Raw genomic sequence first — 16,824 nt, forward strand, 5'->3', positions numbered from 1 at the left:
TGGAACCGTGTCCCGGAACGCGCTGTCGCTAGAATCCGCGGCCATGGACGTCCTGCTGCCCCTGATCGCGGACTACGGCCTCTGGTTCGTGTTCCTGGCGGTGCTGCTCGACCAGGGCGGGATTCCGGTGCCGGCGTGGCCGCCGATCGTGCTCGCCAGCGCGGTGGCGGTGGAGCAGGGGCAGCCCGCCTGGCCGATCGTCGTGGTGGCGATGGTGGCGGCCGTGCTTGCCGATTTGCTGTGGTACGCCGGCGGGCGCCGCTTCGGTATGCGACTGATCGGGATGATGTGCAGGCTTTCCCTGTCCCCGGACTCGTGCGTCAGCACCACGCGCGGGATCTATGCGCGCTGGGGGCCGCCGGCGCTGATCGTCGCCAAATTCGTTCCTGGTTTCGCGGCGGTCGCGACCACCCTGGCCGGACATACGCGCACTCCGATCGCGCGATTCGCCCTGTTCGACGGCATCGGCGCGGCGCTCTGGGCAGGGTTCGCGGTCGCGCTCGGCGTGCTGTTCCACGAGGCGGTGGGCGAGGTGCTGCTGACGATCGAGGCCATGGGCCGCGCAGGTGGATGGCTGGTGCTGGTCGCGCTGGCTGCCTTCATCGGCTGGAAATGGTGGAAGCGCAGGCGCTTCATGCGCCTGGTCGGCATGGCCAGGATCACGCCGGCGGAACTCCATGGGCTGTTCCAGTCCGGGCAACGACCGCTGGTGGTGGACGTGCGTCCGGCGGCGATGCGGGAAGCGTCGGGCTGGATCCCCGGGGCGATCCTGGCGGACCGGATCGCGGAGCTCGCCCCGGGGGAGCAACAGGAAGTCGTCGTCTACTGCGACTGCCCCAACGAAGCTTCCGCCGCGCTGGTCGCGCGGCAACTGAAGGCGCACGGATTCCGGCGGGTGCGTCCGCTGGCGGGCGGCTTCGAGGCCTGGCACGCGGATGGCCGGCCGGTCGCCGGGGGTGCGCCCCGCTGATCCCAGCAGTCGCGCCGACGGCCCCGCGTGGCGCATAATAGACAGTAATGGTTCTCATTCGCGCCACGGGCAGGTGGACCGGCTTCGCACGGGCGATGGCCGCGCTGGCGCTGTTCGCGGTGCTGGCGCTGGTGCTGTTGCCGACCAGCGGGCGCCTGGCCGGGCAGGTCCCCGGCGGTCCGGCCCCTTCGGTTTCGGCGGCCGGGGAGATGGCCGGGCACGCGCACGACCACGGCCATGGGCATGACGCTGGCCACGAAGCTGCGCACGGCCACGCCGCCGGGTCGCCGGACGCGGGCGGGCCGGGCGAGGCGCCGGATTCGCCACGACCCGCCCCGCACGAGGGGCATGCCGACTGTGCCTACTGCCCGCTGCTCGCGTCGGTGCTGCCGGTCGCCGTCCTTCCCTTGCCGCCGGCCACCGGGCGGGAGCACGACCGCTGGTATCCGCCGTTGCGCACCGCGCGGCTGGGCTACCTGCACCCCTGCGGGCTCGGCTCCCGCGGGCCGCCCCTCTCCTGACACCGAAGGCGTTCGAACGCGCGCCAAGCGCGACCTTTCGTGTTCAGGAGATCCAGATGTCCAGCCTTTTCCGCGCGGCGCTGCGTGCGTCGTGCCTGTCCGCGGCCGTCGTGGCCGTGCTGTGTTTTCCCCTGCCCGCCGTTGCGGACGCCCCCGCCGAGGCGGAGGCCGATGCCGACCCCGCGGCGGACCCCCAGATGACCACGCTCGAGGCGGTGCGGGTGAGCGGTACGCGCGACCCGAACGAGGCCGAGCGCGCGCTCGTCCCGGGCGGCGTCAGCCTGCTCGACGGCGAAGCCTTCTACCAGCGGCCCGTCAACAACATGTCGGACGCCCTGCGCTACGTGCCGGGGCTGTGGACGGAGAGCGGCACCGGCGGCGACGCGGTGTACTTCTCGAGCCGCGGTTCAAACCTCGACGCGACCGGCTACGACGGCAACGGCATGAAGCTGTTCCAGGACGGCCTGCCGGTGACCACCGCCGACGGCAACAACCACAACCGCGCGCTGGATCCGGCCGCGGCGCGGCACGTGGTCGTCGCGCGCGGCGCCAACGCGCTGACCTACGGCGCCAGCACCCTTGGCGGCGCGGTCGACTTCACCTCGCCGACCGCGCGCAACAGCCCCGGCAGCCAGGCGTTCCTGGCCGCGGGCAGCCATGGCCTGCGCAATGCGCGGGTGACGCTGGGCGGCGTATCGGGCGACTTCGACGGCATGGTGACGCTCGACGCGAAGGAGCGCGACGGCTACCGCGTGCACAGCCGGCAGGACCGCGGCGCGCTGTACGCCAACGCGGGCTGGCAGCAGGGCGACGGCTTCGACCTGCGCGTGTTCGCCACCTGGATCGACAGCGACGAGGAACTCGCCGGCCCGCTCACGCGCGCGCAGTTCGACGCCGACCCGTACCAGGCGCAGCCGTCCGCGGTCTCCGGCAACTACCAGTTGAACGTGCGTACCACGAGGCTGGCGGCGAAGGGCACGTGGCACGCCGGTGACGGGCGCCGTTTCGAGTTCGGCGTGTCCCGCGACGACCAGCACCTCTACCACCCGATCGTGGACAAGGTGATGGTGGACTTCGACGGCCCGGGGCCGCAGCCGCCGACCGAGGTGTTCAGCCTGCTCAAGGACACCGACCAGCGCACGACGGCGGCCATGGCGCGCTACAACGCGCGCTTCGGCGACCACGACGTGCTGGCCGGCATCAACCTGGCCTGGACCCGCGAGTGGGGTGGGCAGTACCGCAACGACGGCGGTCGCCGCAACGGCCTGTCCACCCGCGTGGACAACCGTTCCGGCAGCGTCGAGCTGTTCGTCGTCGATCGCTGGAAGTTCGCGCCGGGCTGGACGCTGGTCTACGGCGGGCAGGGCGTCGCCACCAGCCGCGACGTCCGCAATACCGCGGTCGCCAGCGGCGAACTGCGCAACCCGAAGGCGGACTACGCGTCGTTCAACCCGCGACTGGGCGTGATCCGCGCGCTGGGCAACGGCGCGGAGGCGTATGCCAGCCTCGGCAGGCTGTACGAGGCGCCGACCACGTTCGAACTGGAGGACGACGTCCGCGGCGACGGCTCCACGCTCGACGCGATGCACGGCAACGTGGTGGAGGCGGGCCTGCGCGGCACGATCGCCGGCGACGCGTCGCGGCCGCACTGGAAGTGGGACGTGTCCGCGTACTACGCGCGCGTCCACGACGAGATCCTCTCCGTCGACGATCCCGACGCGCCGGGCACCAGCCTGTCCTCGAACGTCGACCGCACCATCCATGCCGGGGTCGAGGTGCTCGCGGGCGCGATCCTGCCGCTGGGCGCGGGTGCGCACAGCATCGAGCCGCTGGTCAGCGCGAGCTGGAACGCCTTCTCCTTCGACGGCGACCCCGACTACGGCGACAACACCTTGCCCGGCGCGCCGCGCTACGTGGTCCGCGGCGAGGTGATGTACCGCCACGACAGCGGCTTCTACGCGGGGCCGACGTTCGACCTGGTCGGCAGGCGCCATGCGGATTTCAGCAACACCTACGAGGTGGGCGCGCACCAGTTGCTGGGCCTGCGCGTCGGCGTCGAGCGCGAGCGCTGGTCGCTGTTCGGCGAGGTGCGCAACCTACGCGACGAGGCGTATGTCGGGCAGCTCGCGGTGCGCGACCGCGCGGGCGCGGGCGACGCGCTGCTGCAGGCGGGGGAAACGCGCTCGCTCTACGTCGGCATGCGGCTCAGGTTCTGATCGCGCCTTCGCGCTCGAGCAGGCGACGCTTGCGCTCCACGCCCCATCGGTAGCCGGACAGGCCGCCGTCGCTGCGCACCACGCGGTGGCACGGGATCGCCACCGCGAGGTGGTTGGCGGCGCAGGCGCCGGCGACCGCGCGTACCGCGCGCGGCTCGCCGATGCGCCGCGCGATCTCCGCGTAGGTCGCCTTGCTGCCGGGCGGGATCTTGCGCAGTGCGCGCCACACGCGTTCCTGGAACGCGGTGCCGCGCACGTCGAGCGGCAGGTCGAGGCCGATGCGCGGCGCTTCGACGAAGCCGACCACGGTGGCGACCACGCGCTCGTAGTCCGGGTCGCCGCCCACCAGTTCGGCCTTGGGGAAGCGGTCCTGCAGGTCGCGCGCGAGCGCATCCGGATCGTCGCCGAGCAGGATCGCGCACACGCCCTTGTCGCTGCTGGCGACCAGGATCGCGCCGAGCGAGCACTGTCCGATCGCGAATCGGATGCGCGCCTCCGCACCGCCTGCGCGCCATGCGCTCGGCTGCATGCCCAGGCGCTCGCTGGAGCGCTCGTAGAAACGGCTGCTGGAGCCGAAGCCGGCGTCGTGGATGGCATCGGTGATGGTGCGGCTGCGCACGAGCCGCTCGCGCAGGCGGCCGGCGCGGTGCGCGTCGGCGTAGGCCTTGGGGGTCAGGCCGGTCTGCGCCTTGAACACGCGGTGGAAATGCCACGGACTCATGCCGGTCGGCGCCGCCAGTTCGGCCAGGCTGGGCGCGGCCTCGGCGCGCTCGATGCGCCGGCAGGCCTCGGCGACCAGCGCCGCGTGGCGGACGCCGCTCTCGGGGCGGGAGCGGCGGGGGGCGGTGCTGGCGGGCATCGGATCGGGCTTCGGCATGGCGACGGAGCCATTGTGCACCCCCGGGGCACAGTGGCACTCCGCTCCTTGCGGTTCATTGCGAGCTCGTCCCGGTAACCTTTACACATAAGCACATGGAGCGTAGCGTCGGGGGCGCGCATGCTGGGTCCGTCGCGATCGGCGACCTGACCGGAGTCCCTTGCCATGTCCCTTCCCCTGAAACCCCTCGCACTGACCGTCGCGCTGGTCCTGGCCGCCGGCTGCGACAGCGCGGCCTCCCCGGACGCCGCCGCGACGGCAGGCACCGACACCAGCGCCGTTGCCGCCGACGCCGCGCCGGCCCCCGACAGCGCTGCCTCCGAGGTGGCCGCGCCGCAACTGCAGGCCGCGATGCGCGACCTGTGGCACGGGCACATCGTGCATTCCCGCGACTACGCGCTGGCGGTGCACGCCGGCGACGAGGCCGCGGCCGATGCCGCGGCGGACGCGGTGGTCGCGAATGCCCGCCAGATCGCGGACGCGGTCGCCGGCTTCTACGGCGACGCCGGCGGAGAACAGATGATGACGCTGCTCGCCGGGCACTGGGGCGCGGTCAAGGCCATGACCGACGCGCGTGCCGGCGGCGACGAAGCCGCCGCGACCCAGGCGATGAACGACCTGACCGCGAACGCCGGCGCCATCGCGGCCTTCCTCGCGGGCGCCAATCCCAATCTGCCCGAAGATGCCGTGCGCGGCATGCTGCTGGCGCACGGCGCGCACCACGCGCAGCAGGTCGGCCTGATCATGAAGGGCGACACCGCCGGCGAGGCAGAGAGCTGGACGGCGATGCAGGCGCACATGGACATGATCGCCGACGCGCTGGCGGATGCGATCGCGAAGCAATTCCCGGACAAGGCGGCCTGATCCATGGCGCAAGGGCTCGCACGCTTCGGCGACACCCAGCAACGCCTCCTCCGGCAGTTGCTGCAGGCCCGCGACGGCCTGGGTGTCGAGGAGTTGTGCGAGCGCCTGCGCATCACCCACAACGCGGTGCGCCAGCACCTCACCACCCTCACCGTGCGCGGCCTGGTGCAACGGATCGCCCCGCTGCGGACCGGGGGGCGTCCGCAGGCGCGCTACGCGCTCACCGGCGAAGGCCGCGAGCTGTTCCCGCGCAATTACGGCGCGATCGCCGCCGCGCTGGTCGCGCAGCTGCAGCTGAAGCTCGGCAACGACGAGGTCGGGACCCTGCTGCAGGAGCTCGGCAGCACGGTGGCGGCGACCCAGCCGGCGCTTCCGGACGGAAGCAACGAGGCGCTGGCGCGGGCCCTGGCCGACCGCCTGGACGCGCTGGGATACGAGGCGATCCCGGCGCGCCACGGCGACGACTGGCAGGTGGAGGCCTTCAACTGCGTGTTCCATGGCCTGGCCAGGCGCCACCCGGAAGTGTGCCGCTTCGACATCGCCTACATGGAAGGCGTCAGCCGCCGGCGCGTGCACCACATGGAGTGCATCGTGCGCGGCGGGCACGTGTGCAGGTTCCGCCTGGGGAAAGAGGCGCCGCGCACCTGACTGCAGGCGGGTCGGGCACAATGCCCCCATGGACCTGCTGCAGACCGTCGAACACGAGACCGGCCCGTCGCCCGGGTGGTGCGTCCTCTGGCTGCACGGCCTCGGGGCCGATGGACACGACTTCGCGCCGATCGTGCCGGAGCTGGTGCGGCCGGGCTGGCCGGCGCTGCGCTTCGTGTTCCCGCACGCGCCGGTGCGCCCGGTCACGATCAACAACGGCATGCGCATGCGTGCCTGGTACGACATCCGCAACTTCAGCGCCGACGAGCTGGGCGGCGGCGACCGCGCCGACAGCGCCGGCGTGCTCGAGTCGGTCGCGCAGGTGGAGGCGCTGGTCGCGCGCGAGGCCGAGCGCGGGATCCCGCCGTCTCGGCTGCTGCTGGCCGGGTTCTCCCAGGGCGGCGCGATCACGCTCGCCGCGGGCCTGCGCCGCAAGCAGCCGCTGGCCGGACTGGTCGCCCTGTCCACCTACCTGCCGATGGCGCCGCAGGCCCAGGCCCACCTCGCGCCGGAGGCCCTGCGGCAGCCGGTGTTCATGGCCCACGGCAGCCAGGACCCGGTGGTGCCGCCCACCGCCGGCGAGCACAGCCGCAAGGTGCTCGAGTCGCTCGGCTTCGCGGTCGAGTGGCATGCCTACCCGATGGCCCACGCCGTCTGCCCCGACGAGATCCGCGACCTGGGCGACTGGCTGGAACGGCGGTTCGCCAGCGGCTGAGCATGCAGGGGGCGCCGCGCCACGGGGAACCCTGGTTGCCGGACCTGTGCCGGCTGCCGCGGCTGGCGACCCTGTTCGGCGTGGCCGAGCTGGTGGTGCTGGTGTTGCTGCTGGCGCCGGGCAGTGATGGCGGCTGGACGCTGGAGCGCTTCGTGTCGGCCAGCGCGTTCGCTTTGTGGCTGTCGCTGACCATCGCGGTGCTGCTGTGCGCCGGACGCAGGGTGCTGTCGCGGCTGCCGGTGGCGCTCGGCGCGCTCGCCGCGGTGGGCGGCGCGTTCGCGATCGCCTTGCTCGGCGCGGCGATGGTCCACCAGCTCGACCGCAGCCTCGGTCAGGGGCTGGTGCCGGCGGTCGTCGGCCTGTTGCCGTGGGCCCTCGGCAGTGCGGCGATCGCCGCGCTGATCACCGCGGTGGTGCTGCGCTACCTGTACGTGCTCGAAGGCTGGCAGGCGCAGGTGCGGGCCAGCGCGCAGGCGCAGGCGGACGCGCTGCAGGCGCGCATCCGCCCGCACTTCCTGTTCAACAGCCTCAACGCCATCGTCGGGCTGGTGCGACGCGACCCGGTGGTGGCGGAGCAGGCGCTGCTCGACCTGTCCGACCTGTTCCGCGCCGCACTCGGTGCCGGCGAACCCGGCTCCGACCTCCGCGGCGAGGTGCACCTGGCCGAGCGCTACCTCGCGATCGAGGGGCTGCGGTTGGGGCCGCGCCTGCGGGTGGAATGGCGGCGCGAGGAGCCCCTGCCCTGGGACGCGCCGTTGCCGCGCCTGGTGCTGCAGCCGCTGGTCGAGAACGCGGTCCTGCATGGCATCTCGCGGCTCGCGCAGGGCGGCACGGTCGAGATTTCGCTGCGCGTGGACGGCGACCTGCTGCGCATCGCGGTCGCCAACCCGGCGCCGCAGCCGCGGGCCGGCGAGCCGCCGCGCGAGGGCGCGCGACACGCCCAGCGCAGCATCGGCGACCGCCTCGCGCACGCCTTCGGCCCGCGCGCCGGCCTCAGCGCCGCGCACGCGGACGACGGCTACTATCGGTGCGAACTCCGGATTCCAACAGGCGTGGCGCTGGCGCCGCGAACGCAATGAAGGTCATCCTCGTCGACGACGAACCGCTCGCCCGCGACCGCCTGCGCGCGCTGCTCGCCGCCGAAGCCGACGTCGAGATCGTCGCCGAGGCCGGCGACGGCCACGCCGCGCTGCACGCCTGCGCGGCGCACGATCCCGACCTGGTGCTGCTGGACATCTCGATGCCCGGCATCGACGGGCTGGAGGTGGCGCGCCACCTGGCCGCGTTCGAGCCGCGCCCCGCGGTGGTGTTCTGCACCGCCTACGACCAGCACGCGCTGTCGGCCTTCGACGCCCAGGCCATCGACTACCTGGTCAAGCCGGTGCGCGCCGAGCGCCTGGCCGACGCGCTCGCGCGGGTGCGCACCTTCACCGCCGGGCGCGCGCAGGACGCCGGCGCGCACGGCAATGTGCGTACCCACCTGTGCGCGCGGCTGCGCGGCAGCCTGCGGCTGGTGCCGGTGGACGAAGTGCATTACCTGCAAGCCGAAGAGAAGTACGTGGTCGTGCACCACGCGCACGGCCAGGACCTGATCGAGGAATCGCTGAAGTCGCTGGAAGAAGAGTTCGGCGACCGCTTCGTGCGTATCCACCGCAACTGCCTGGTCGCGCGCCACGAGCTGGTCGAGTTGCGGCGCGACCCGCAGGGCAGGACCTTCGCGATCCTGCGCCACGGTGACCAGCCGCTGGAGGTCTCGCGCCGTTGCCTGGGCCCCCTGCGGCGCACGCTCGGGGGATAATGCGCGCATGGCCCGCCTGCGCATCGCCACCCGCAAGAGCCCGCTCGCGTTGTGGCAGACCGAGCACGTGGCCGCGCGCCTGCGCGATGCCCACCCCGGGCTCGAGGTCGCGCTGGTGCCGCTGAGCACGCGCGGCGACGAGATCCTCGACCGCTCGCTCGCCGACCTCGGCGGCAAGGGCCTGTTCCTCAAGGAACTGGAGCTGGCGATGCAGCGCGGCGAGGCCGACATCGCGGTGCATTCGCTCAAGGACGTGCCGATGGACCTCGAGCCCGGCTTCGCGCTGGCGGCGGTGCTGGCGCGCGCCGACCACGCCGACGCGCTGGTCTCCCCAAAGCATGGCAGCCTCGATGCCTTGCCCCGCGGCGCCCGCGTCGGCACCTCGTCGCTGCGCCGCCAGGCGCAACTGCGTGCGCGCCGCCCCGACCTGGAACTGCTGGACCTGCGCGGCAACGTCAACACCCGGCTCGCCAAGCTGGACGCCGGCCAGTACGACGCCATCGTGCTGGCCTGCGCCGGGCTCGCGCGGCTGGGTTTCGAGGCGCGCATCGGCGAGCGGCTCGACACGCCCGCCTGGCTGCCCGCGCCGGCGCAGGGCGCGATCGCGATCGAATGCCGCGAAGGCGACGCCGCGACCATGGCCCTGTGCGCCGCGCTCGACGACGCGCCGACCCGGACCTGCACCCGCGCCGAGCGCGCGATGAACCGCGCCCTGCACGGCAGCTGCCACGTGCCGGTGGCGGCGTTCGCCCGCCTGCAGGATGGCGGGCTCGCGCTCGATGGCCTGGTCGGCTCCGCCGCAGACGGCCGCCTGGTCCGCGCAGGCGCCAGCGGCAGCGCCGACGATCCGGAAGCGCTCGGCGCCAGCGTGGCCCGCTCCCTGCTCGCGGCCGGTGCCGGCGACTTCCTGCCGCCGGCCTGAGCCCACGGCGGGTCAGAACACGGCGGATCAGAAGGTGTAGCGGAGCTGCAGCAGGCTTTCGGTCGCGGTGCTGCCGGTGGCCTCGTGGTGCCTCAGCTCGAAGCGCGAGCGCAGGGTCCAGTTCGGCTGCAGTTCCACGTCCAGCGCCAGCGCGTTGCGCACGTAGGTGTCGTTGCGGCCGGCCTCGAAGCGCAGTTCCTGGTGCAGCAAGGCGAAGGCGCCCAGGCGCTGCTGCCATTCGACCCGGCCGCGCGCGACCGGGCCGGTCTCGCCGACGCCGTCGTCCACGTAGGGCTGCAGGCGGTAGCCGCTGCCGATCTCGACCCGCACCGCGGTGTCGGGGTCGCGGATCTCCATGCCGTAGCGCGCGCCGACGCGGGAATTGCTGCCGTGGGTCGCGGTCCACTCGATGCGCGAGGCCGGGGCGCGCAGCCCGTGACCGCGCGAGGGCGGCAGTGGGCGGCGCGGGACGAACGGATTGCGCCCGGCCAGCAACGGCTCCGCCGGCAGCGGGGTCCAGCCGGCGCGCAGGCACGCGAGGCTGTGGCAGGGGCGCCGGAGCGACACCCGCGAGCTCGCGATCGCGACCACGGCCGGGGTCGCGGGGGCCTCGGGGAACGGCAGCAGGAACACGGGCTGGCCCAGCACCGCGAACCACATCGCGGAGAACATCGGGCCATTATGGCCTCGCCGCGCGCTGCGCCATAATCCGGCCATGGACCGCTACGAACGCATCATCGCCCTGCATCGCACCCTGCGCGCCGCGCGCGTGCCGGTGACGGTGCCGCGGCTGCAGGACGAGCTCGGCTGCTCGCGTGCCACCGTGTACCGCGACCTCGCGTTCCTGCGCGATGCGTTGATGGCGCCGGTGGTCGGCAACGGCGAGGCCGGGTTCCGCTACGACCCGGCCGAGGGCGACCGCTTCGAGCTGCCCGGGCTGTGGCTCAACTCCGAGGAGCTGCACGCGCTGCTGGCCGCGCAGCAGCTGCTGGCGCGCAACTCGGGCGGCATGCTGTCCACCGCGCTGGCGCCGCTGCAGGCGCGGATCGAGAAGCTGCTCGACGAGCATTCGCCGGGACGGGAACTGCCGATGCAGCGCGTGCGCGTGATCCCGCACCGCGGGCGCCGGATGGACGAGGCGGCGTTCCGCATCGTGTGCTCGGCGGTGCTGGAGCGGCGCCAGCTCGGCTTCGAGTACCGCGCGCGCTCCACCGGCGAGAAGACCCGGCGGACGGTGTCGCCGCAGCGCATCACCCACTACCGCGACAACTGGTACCTGGACGCCTGGGACCACGAGCGCGAGGGCCTGCGCAGCTTCTCGGTGGACCGCATCTCCGGCGCGCGCATGCTCGAGGCCGCCGCCCGCGACATCGAGGAAGCCACCCTCGACGAGCACCTGTCGGGCAGCTACGGGATCTTCTCGGGCGCGCCCAAGGGTTGGGCGACGATCGTGTTCAACGAGCGCGCCGCGCGCTGGGTCGCCGACGAACACTGGCATTCGCAGCAGCAGGGCCGCTGGCTGCCCGACGGCCGCTACGAGCTGAAGGTGCCCTACAGCAACGCGCGCGAGCTGCTGATGGACGTGCTGCATTACGGCGCCGACGCCGAGATCCTCGAGCCGGCGCCGCTGCGCGAGCAGGCGCGCGCGCTGCTCGCGCTGGCCCTGTCCAACTACGACCGCTGACATGCGGGAGGCCGACGGCGCACCACGGATCGGACTGGTACTGGGGTCCGGCGGTGCCCGCGGACTGGCGCAGATCGGGGTGATCGAGGAGATCGAGGCGCGCGGGCTGCGCATCGCCTCGATCGCCGGTACCTCCATCGGCGCGCTGGTCGGCGGGCTGCACGCCGCCGGCAAGCTCGGCGCCTACCGCGACTGGCTGCTGGGCATGGACCGCAACGCGATGCTGCGGCTGCTGGATCCGGGCTGGGGGCGCTCCTCGCTGTTCACCGGACAGCGGCTGCTGGCTGCGCTGCGCGAGGTCTGCGGCTCGCCGCGCATCGAGGAGCTGCCGATCGACTTCACCGCGGTCGCGGTGGACCTGATGCGCCACCGCGAGGTCTGGCTGCGCCAGGGCGACATGTGGGACGCGGTGCGCGCCTCGTTCGCGATCCCGGGCGTGTTCACGCCGCAGGTAATCAACGGCCGCGCGCTGGTGGACGGCGGCCTGCTGGCGCCGCTGCCGCTGACCGCGATGCGCATGGCCGACGCCGACACCGTGATTGCGGTGGACCTCAACGGGCCGCCGCGGGAACGCGAGCAGCAGGCGCCGGTCGAGACCGAGGGCGGCGCCACCCGGCGCTGGTGGCCGTTGCGGCGCCATGGCTCGGACGAAGGCCATGGCGCCAGTGGCGCGCGCCTGGGCTTCCTCCAGTTGATGACCGAATCCCTGGACGCGATGCAGGGCCGGATCGCGCGGGTGCAGCTGGCGCTGGACCCGCCGGGCGTGGAAGTGCGGATCGCGCGCGACGCGGCCGAGTTCTACGAGTTCTGGCGCGCGGCAGAGCTGATCGCGCTGGGCCGCGAGGAAGCTGCCAGCGCCCTCGACGACGCCGGGTACTGACGCCAGCGCCGCGCCTGCGGCGCGCGCCGCCGCCGCGGGCGCACCGGGTCGGCGGCGTCGCGGGGCCAGCGCGGTAGGCGGAAGCCGTGCAGCGCCCACAGGCTGGCCAGCGGCATCGCCACCAGCCACAGCGGCCAGGCACCGAGCCAGGGGTTGGCGCCGCGCGCCGCCGGCACCGCCACCACCATGGCGGCACCCAGCAGCACGGCGCGGCGCAGCAGCAACACCAGGCGCGGATCGGGGGAGGGCAGCGTGCGGGGTGCGCGGGTCATGGCAGGTCTCCGGTTCGGTTGCCCGCAGGGTCCGCCGCCCCCATCTCATGGCCCGCGACTCCCATTGTGGGAGCGCGCCTTGCGCGCGATCGCGGCCAAGGGCCGCTCCCACAAGGGCCGCTCCAACAAGGGCCGCCGTGGTAGCGTTGGCGGTTCGATGAAACCCCCATTGCTGGAGCCTGTTGCATGCCCAAGCTGACGTCCGCCTGCCGCGCGCTTGCCGCCGCGGGCCTGGTCGCCTCGACCGCCGCCTTCGCCGTTCCGGCCCTCGCCGCAGACCAGGAGAACCCCGCCGTGGCCGAGACCACCCCCGCTGATCCCTGGGCCTGGCTCGAGGACGTCACCGGCGACAAGGCCCTCGGCTGGGCTCGCGCCCAGAACGCGCGCACCGACGCCGAGCTGGCGCAGGGCCCCGAGTTCGAGAAGCTCAAGGCCGACATCCTCGCGATCCTCGATTCCGACGCCAAGATCCCGGGCGTCCAGAAGATCGGCGACTACTACTACAACTTCTGGAAGGACGCGCAGCACGAGCGCGGCCTGTGGCGCCGCACCACGCTCGAGGAGTACCGCAAGCCCGAGCCGGAGTGGGAGACCGTCATCGACCTCGACGCGCTCAGCGCCGCCGAGGGCGAGAACTGGGTGTGGCACGGCGCCGACTGCCTGCGCCCCGCCTACGACCGCTGCCTGGTCGCGCTCTCGCGCGGCGGCGCCGACGCCGACGTCACCCGCGAGTTCGACATGACCGCGAAGCAGTGGGTCGAGGGCGGCTTCTTCCGGCCCGAGGCCAAGGGCGGCACCAGCTGGATCGATCGCGACACGCTGTTCGTGTTCACGGATTTCGGCGACGGCAGCATGACCTCGTCCGGCTACCCGCGGATCGTCAAGAAGTGGAAGCGCGGCACCCCGCTGGAAGCCGCGGAGGTGGTCTACGAAGGCACCGCGGACGACATGTACATCGCCGGCTACCACGACGACACGCCCGGCCATGAGCGCAACTTCGTCAGCCGCACCATCGCCTTCTACAACGACGAGCTGTACCTGCTGCGCGACGACGGCGAGCTGGTGAAGATCGACGCGCCGAACTCGGCCAGCAAGTCGGTGCACAAGGACTGGCTGCTGCTGCAGCCGCGCGAGCCGATGACCGTCGGCAGCACCACCTACCCGGCGGGTTCGCTGCTGGTTGCCGACTTCGACGACTACATGTCGGGCAAGCGCGGGTTCGAGGTCCTGTTCCAGCCCACCGAGACCACCTCGCTCGACGCCTACACCTGGACGAAGTCGCACCTGGTGCTGAACGTGCTCGACGACGTCAAGAACCGCCTGCGCGTGCTGACCCCGGGCGAAGGCGGCTGGACCGCCTCGGAATTCGTCGGCGCGCCCGACATCGGCACCATCGGCGTGCGCGCCGTGGACCGCGACGAGAGCGACGCGGTGTGGCTGACCGCCACCGACTACATCACCCCGACCACGCTGTCGATCGCCGAGATCGGCAAGCAGCCCGAGCAGCTCAAGTCCATGCCGGTGTTCTTCGACGCTTCCGGCCTGGAGATGGAGCAGCGCTTCGCCACCAGCGAGGACGGCACCCGCGTGCCGTACTTCATCGTGCACCGCAAGGACATGCCGCGCGACGGCAGGCAGCCGACCCTGCTGTACGGCTACGGCGGCTTCGAGGTCTCGCTGACCCCGGCCTACTCGGGCGCCATCGGCAAGGGCTGGCTCGAGAAGGGCGGCGTCTACGTGGTCGCCAACATCCGCGGCGGCGGCGAGTACGGCCCGCGCTGGCACCAGGCCGCGCTCAAGCAGAACCGGCACAAGGCCTACGAGGACTTCGCCGCGGTCGCCAAGGCGCTGGTCGCCGACGGCATCACCTCGCCGGAGCACCTGGGCATCATGGGCGGCAGCAACGGCGGCCTGCTCACCGGCAACATGCTGACGCAGTACCCGGAGCTGTTCGGCGCGGTCGTGATCCAGGTGCCGCTGCTCGACATGAAGCGCTACAGCCACCTGCTGGCCGGCGCTTCGTGGATGGCCGAGTACGGCGATCCCGACACCGCCGACTGGGAGTACATCAAGACGTTCTCGCCGTACCACCTGTTCGATGCGTCGAAGGACTATCCGGCAACCTTCATCTGGACCACCACGCGCGACGACCGCGTGCACCCGGGCCACGCGCGCAAGATGGCGGCCAGGATGCTCGAGGCCGACAAGGACGTGCGCTACTACGAGAACACCGAGGGCGGCCACGGCGCCGGCGCCACCAACGCGCAGCAGGCGCACGTGTGGGCGCTGACCTACCGGTTCCTGTGGAGGGAGCTTCAATGACGTCGGGACGCGGCACGAGCGCCGCTCCGACCGGAGCGCCATGAGCACCACGCCGCCGGACGTCGAGCAGCGCCCGCACCAGGTCCGCGCCCCCTTCGGCGCGGTCCGCGACGACGCCTACTACTGGCTGCGCGACGACCAGCGCGCACGGCCGGAGGTGATCGCCTACCTCGAGGCCGAGAACGCCCACGCCGACGCGGTGATGGCGCCGCTGAAGCCGCTGCAGGACGCGCTGTACGAAGAGTTCGTCGGCCGCATCAAGCAGGACGACGCCAGCGTCCCCTACCGCGAGCGCGGCTGGTGGTACTACACCCGCTACGAGACCGGTCAGGACTATCCGGTGCACGCGCGCCGGCGCGACGCGCAGGGGATGGACGCGCTCGCGGTGCAGCGCGACGTCGAGGCGGGCGCGCCCGGCGAGCAGGTGCTGCTCGACGTCAACGCGATGGCCGCCGGCAAGGACTACTTCAGCGTCGGCGACTACGAGGTCAGCCAGGACAACCGCGTGCTGGCCTGGGCCGAGGACGCCGTCGGCCGCCGCCAGTACACGATCCGCTTCCGCGACCTCGAGACCGGGGAGGTCCATCCGGACGTGATCGATGGCGTGTCGCCCAACCTGGTCTGGGCCGACGACAACCGGACCCTGTTCTACGTCGAGAACGACCCGGAGACGCTGCTCACCGTGCGCGTGCGCAAGCACGTGCTCGGCACGCCGGTGGCCGACGATCCGGTCGTGTACGAGGAGCACGACGACAGCTTCTACATGGGCGTGGACCGCACCCGCGACGACCGCTTCATCTGCATCGAGGTCGAGAGCACGGTCTCCAGCGAGCTGCGCTGCGCGCCGGCCGCCGATCCGCGCGAGTTCACCGTGCTGGCCCCGCGCGAGCGCGACGTCGAGTACCAGGCCGACCACCTCGGCGACCGCTGGGTGATCCGCACCAACGACGCCGGCGCCAGCAACTTCAAGCTGGTGACCGCGCCCACGGACGCCACCTCGCGCGCGCAATGGACCGACCTGGTGCCGCACCGCGAGGACGTCTACATCGAGGACTACGACCTGTTCGACGGCTTCATCGCCATCGGGGAGCGCAGCGGCGGGCTGGAGCGCATCCGCATCCTGCGCGACGGTGCCGAGGAATTCGTCAAGGCCGACGAGGACGCCTACTCGATGGGCCTGGACGTCAACTCCGAGCCCGACAGCGAGTGGCTGCGCTACGGCTACACCTCGATGACCACGCCGGAGACCACGTACGAGATGAACGTGCGCACCGGCGAGCGCCGCCTGCTCAAGCAGCAGCCGGTGCCCGGTTACGACGCGTCCCTGTACGAGACGCAGCGCCTGTGGGCGACCGCGCGCGACGGCACGAAGGTCCCGGTGTCGTTGGTCTACCGCAAGGGCTACGTGCCGGACGGCACCGGCGCGCTGCTGCAGTACGCGTACGGGAGCTACGGCCACTCGATCGATCCGTCCTTCAGCAGCACCGCGGTGAGCCTGCTCGACCGCGGGGTGGCCTACGCCATCGCCCACATCCGCGGCGGCCAGGAGATGGGCCGCGCCTGGTACGACGACGGCAAGCTGCTCAACAAGAAGAACACCTTCACCGACTTCATCGACGTCACCGACTTCCTCGTGCGCGAGGGCTGGGCCGCACCCGGGCGGGTGGCCGCGCACGGCGGCAGCGCCGGCGGCCTGCTGATGGGCGCGATCGCCAACATGGCGCCGGACCGCTACCGGGTGATCCTGTCGCAGGTGCCGTTCGTGGACGTGGTCACGACCATGCTCGACCCGAGCATCCCGCTGACCACCAACGAGTACGACGAGTGGGGCAACCCGGAGCAGCGCGAGTACTACGACTACATGCTCTCGTACTCGCCGTACGACAACCTGGCGAAGCAGGCCTACCCGGCGATGTTCATCGGCACCGGGCTGTGGGACTCGCAGGTGCAGTACTGGGAGCCGGCCAAGTACGTGGCGAAGCTGCGCGACCTCGACACCGGCGATGGCCCGATCGTGTTCCGGACCAACATGGACGCCGGCCACGGCGGCAAGTCCGGGCGCTTCCGCCGCTACCGCGAGCTGGCCGAGATGTACGCGTTCGCGCTCGACCGGCTCGGCGTCGCCGGCGAGTAGC

The 16,824-nt window shown here is 72.4% G+C and carries 16 protein-coding genes; 13 read left to right on the forward strand and 3 right to left on the reverse strand.

Annotated elements, in window-relative coordinates; genetic code table 11:
* The first annotated feature begins 43 nt into the window (after positions 1-43).
* From E4F25_RS09140 to E4F25_RS09150, 3 genes are read left to right on the forward strand one after another with little or no spacing between them, the layout of a single operon-like run.
* Positions 44-970, forward strand: a complete 927-nt coding sequence (locus tag E4F25_RS09140; RefSeq protein ID WP_140909834.1) for a rhodanese-like domain-containing protein — start codon at positions 44-46, stop codon at positions 968-970.
* Positions 971-1,017: 47 nt separating this feature from the next.
* Complete coding sequence (locus E4F25_RS09145; protein ID WP_140909835.1) at positions 1,018-1,491, forward strand: hypothetical protein; 474 nt, start codon at positions 1,018-1,020, stop codon at positions 1,489-1,491.
* Positions 1,492-1,547: 56 nt separating this feature from the next.
* Positions 1,548-3,707, forward strand: coding sequence for a TonB-dependent receptor family protein (locus tag E4F25_RS09150; protein WP_140909836.1), 2,160 nt, complete (start codon positions 1,548-1,550; stop codon positions 3,705-3,707).
* On the opposite strand, the gene ada is transcribed toward E4F25_RS09150, so the two are convergent.
* Positions 3,697-4,566 carry a bifunctional DNA-binding transcriptional regulator/O6-methylguanine-DNA methyltransferase Ada gene (gene ada / locus E4F25_RS09155; protein ID WP_246069839.1) on the reverse strand — a complete coding sequence of 290 codons (870 nt, stop codon included), beginning with the start codon at positions 4,564-4,566 and terminating at the stop codon, positions 3,697-3,699. The genes E4F25_RS09150 and ada overlap by 11 nt on opposite strands.
* Before the next feature lie 183 nt (positions 4,567-4,749).
* On the opposite strand from ada, the gene E4F25_RS09160 reads away from it, so the two are divergent.
* Genes E4F25_RS09160 through hemC form a run of 6 tightly spaced genes read left to right on the forward strand, consistent with a single transcriptional unit; the run spans position 4,750 to position 9,531 of the window.
* Positions 4,750-5,448: a hypothetical protein gene (locus E4F25_RS09160; RefSeq protein ID WP_140909838.1), complete on the forward strand. Its 699-nt coding sequence runs from the start codon at positions 4,750-4,752 to the stop codon at positions 5,446-5,448.
* Positions 5,449-5,451: 3 nt separating this feature from the next.
* Positions 5,452-6,096 (forward strand): helix-turn-helix transcriptional regulator, encoded by a 645-nt coding sequence (locus E4F25_RS09165; protein ID WP_140909839.1) that lies wholly within the window; start codon positions 5,452-5,454, stop codon positions 6,094-6,096.
* Positions 6,097-6,124: 28 nt separating this feature from the next.
* Positions 6,125-6,811, forward strand: coding sequence for an alpha/beta hydrolase (locus tag E4F25_RS09170; protein ID WP_140909840.1), 687 nt, complete (start codon positions 6,125-6,127; stop codon positions 6,809-6,811).
* 2 nt (positions 6,812-6,813) lie between these two features.
* Positions 6,814-7,890 carry a sensor histidine kinase gene (locus E4F25_RS09175; RefSeq protein WP_140909841.1) on the forward strand — a complete coding sequence of 359 codons (1,077 nt, stop codon included), beginning with the start codon at positions 6,814-6,816 and terminating at the stop codon, positions 7,888-7,890.
* Positions 7,887-8,609, forward strand: a complete 723-nt coding sequence (locus tag E4F25_RS09180) for a LytR/AlgR family response regulator transcription factor (protein ID WP_140909842.1) — start codon at positions 7,887-7,889, stop codon at positions 8,607-8,609. Before E4F25_RS09175 ends, E4F25_RS09180 begins: the two co-directional genes overlap by 4 nt.
* 7 nt (positions 8,610-8,616) lie before the next feature.
* Positions 8,617-9,531, forward strand: coding sequence for a hydroxymethylbilane synthase (gene hemC / locus E4F25_RS09185; RefSeq protein WP_140909843.1), 915 nt, complete (start codon positions 8,617-8,619; stop codon positions 9,529-9,531).
* Positions 9,532-9,558: 27 nt separating this feature from the next.
* Here hemC and E4F25_RS09190 read toward each other — a convergent pair whose 3' ends face one another.
* Positions 9,559-10,203, reverse strand: coding sequence for a DUF481 domain-containing protein (locus tag E4F25_RS09190; protein WP_181168253.1), 645 nt, complete (start codon positions 10,201-10,203; stop codon positions 9,559-9,561).
* 43 nt (positions 10,204-10,246) lie between these two features.
* On the opposite strand from E4F25_RS09190, the gene E4F25_RS09195 reads away from it, so the two are divergent.
* Positions 10,247-11,215 (forward strand): helix-turn-helix transcriptional regulator, encoded by a 969-nt coding sequence (locus E4F25_RS09195; RefSeq protein ID WP_140909845.1) that lies wholly within the window; start codon positions 10,247-10,249, stop codon positions 11,213-11,215.
* 1 nt (position 11,216) lies between these two features.
* Positions 11,217-12,095, forward strand: a complete 879-nt coding sequence (locus E4F25_RS09200) for a patatin-like phospholipase family protein (RefSeq protein WP_140909846.1) — start codon at positions 11,217-11,219, stop codon at positions 12,093-12,095.
* Here E4F25_RS09200 and E4F25_RS09205 read toward each other — a convergent pair.
* Positions 12,014-12,367, reverse strand: coding sequence for a hypothetical protein (locus E4F25_RS09205; protein WP_140909847.1), 354 nt, complete (start codon positions 12,365-12,367; stop codon positions 12,014-12,016). The genes E4F25_RS09200 and E4F25_RS09205 overlap by 82 nt on opposite strands.
* A 186-nt stretch (positions 12,368-12,553) precedes the next feature.
* Here E4F25_RS09205 and E4F25_RS09210 point away from each other — a divergent pair, with 186 nt between their 5' ends.
* Entirely contained in the window at positions 12,554-14,689 is a 2,136-nt protein-coding gene (locus tag E4F25_RS09210) for a prolyl oligopeptidase family serine peptidase (RefSeq protein WP_140909848.1), read from the forward strand.
* Positions 14,690-14,729: 40 nt separating this feature from the next.
* Complete coding sequence (locus tag E4F25_RS09215; RefSeq protein WP_140909849.1) at positions 14,730-16,823, forward strand: S9 family peptidase; 2,094 nt, start codon at positions 14,730-14,732, stop codon at positions 16,821-16,823.
* The last annotated feature ends 1 nt before the right edge of the window (position 16,824 follow it).

Origin of the sequence: Cognatiluteimonas lumbrici, from assembly GCF_006476065.1 — a bacterium.
In the GTDB taxonomy this organism is placed as follows: domain Bacteria; phylum Pseudomonadota; class Gammaproteobacteria; order Xanthomonadales; family Xanthomonadaceae; genus Cognatiluteimonas; species Cognatiluteimonas lumbrici.

Excerpts from the sequence above, each read along its gene's own strand:
- E4F25_RS09140 (WP_140909834.1), top strand. The coding sequence starts at position 44 with ATGGACGTCCTGCTGCCCCTGATCGCGGACTACGGCCTCTGGTTCGTG.
- E4F25_RS09145 (WP_140909835.1), top strand. The coding sequence starts at position 1,018 with ATGGTTCTCATTCGCGCCACGGGCAGGTGGACCGGCTTCGCACGGGCG.
- E4F25_RS09150 (WP_140909836.1), top strand. The coding sequence starts at position 1,548 with ATGTCCAGCCTTTTCCGCGCGGCGCTGCGTGCGTCGTGCCTGTCCGCG.
- ada (WP_246069839.1), bottom strand. The coding sequence starts at position 4,566 with ATGCCCGCCAGCACCGCCCCCCGCCGCTCCCGCCCCGAGAGCGGCGTC.
- E4F25_RS09160 (WP_140909838.1), top strand. The coding sequence starts at position 4,750 with ATGTCCCTTCCCCTGAAACCCCTCGCACTGACCGTCGCGCTGGTCCTG.
- E4F25_RS09165 (WP_140909839.1), top strand. The coding sequence starts at position 5,452 with ATGGCGCAAGGGCTCGCACGCTTCGGCGACACCCAGCAACGCCTCCTC.
- E4F25_RS09170 (WP_140909840.1), top strand. The coding sequence starts at position 6,125 with ATGGACCTGCTGCAGACCGTCGAACACGAGACCGGCCCGTCGCCCGGG.
- E4F25_RS09175 (WP_140909841.1), top strand. The coding sequence starts at position 6,814 with ATGCAGGGGGCGCCGCGCCACGGGGAACCCTGGTTGCCGGACCTGTGC.
- E4F25_RS09180 (WP_140909842.1), top strand. The coding sequence starts at position 7,887 with ATGAAGGTCATCCTCGTCGACGACGAACCGCTCGCCCGCGACCGCCTG.
- hemC (WP_140909843.1), top strand. The coding sequence starts at position 8,617 with ATGGCCCGCCTGCGCATCGCCACCCGCAAGAGCCCGCTCGCGTTGTGG.
- E4F25_RS09190 (WP_181168253.1), bottom strand. The coding sequence starts at position 10,203 with ATGTTCTCCGCGATGTGGTTCGCGGTGCTGGGCCAGCCCGTGTTCCTG.
- E4F25_RS09195 (WP_140909845.1), top strand. The coding sequence starts at position 10,247 with ATGGACCGCTACGAACGCATCATCGCCCTGCATCGCACCCTGCGCGCC.
- E4F25_RS09200 (WP_140909846.1), top strand. The coding sequence starts at position 11,217 with ATGCGGGAGGCCGACGGCGCACCACGGATCGGACTGGTACTGGGGTCC.
- E4F25_RS09205 (WP_140909847.1), bottom strand. The coding sequence starts at position 12,367 with ATGACCCGCGCACCCCGCACGCTGCCCTCCCCCGATCCGCGCCTGGTG.
- E4F25_RS09210 (WP_140909848.1), top strand. The coding sequence starts at position 12,554 with ATGCCCAAGCTGACGTCCGCCTGCCGCGCGCTTGCCGCCGCGGGCCTG.
- E4F25_RS09215 (WP_140909849.1), top strand. The coding sequence starts at position 14,730 with ATGAGCACCACGCCGCCGGACGTCGAGCAGCGCCCGCACCAGGTCCGC.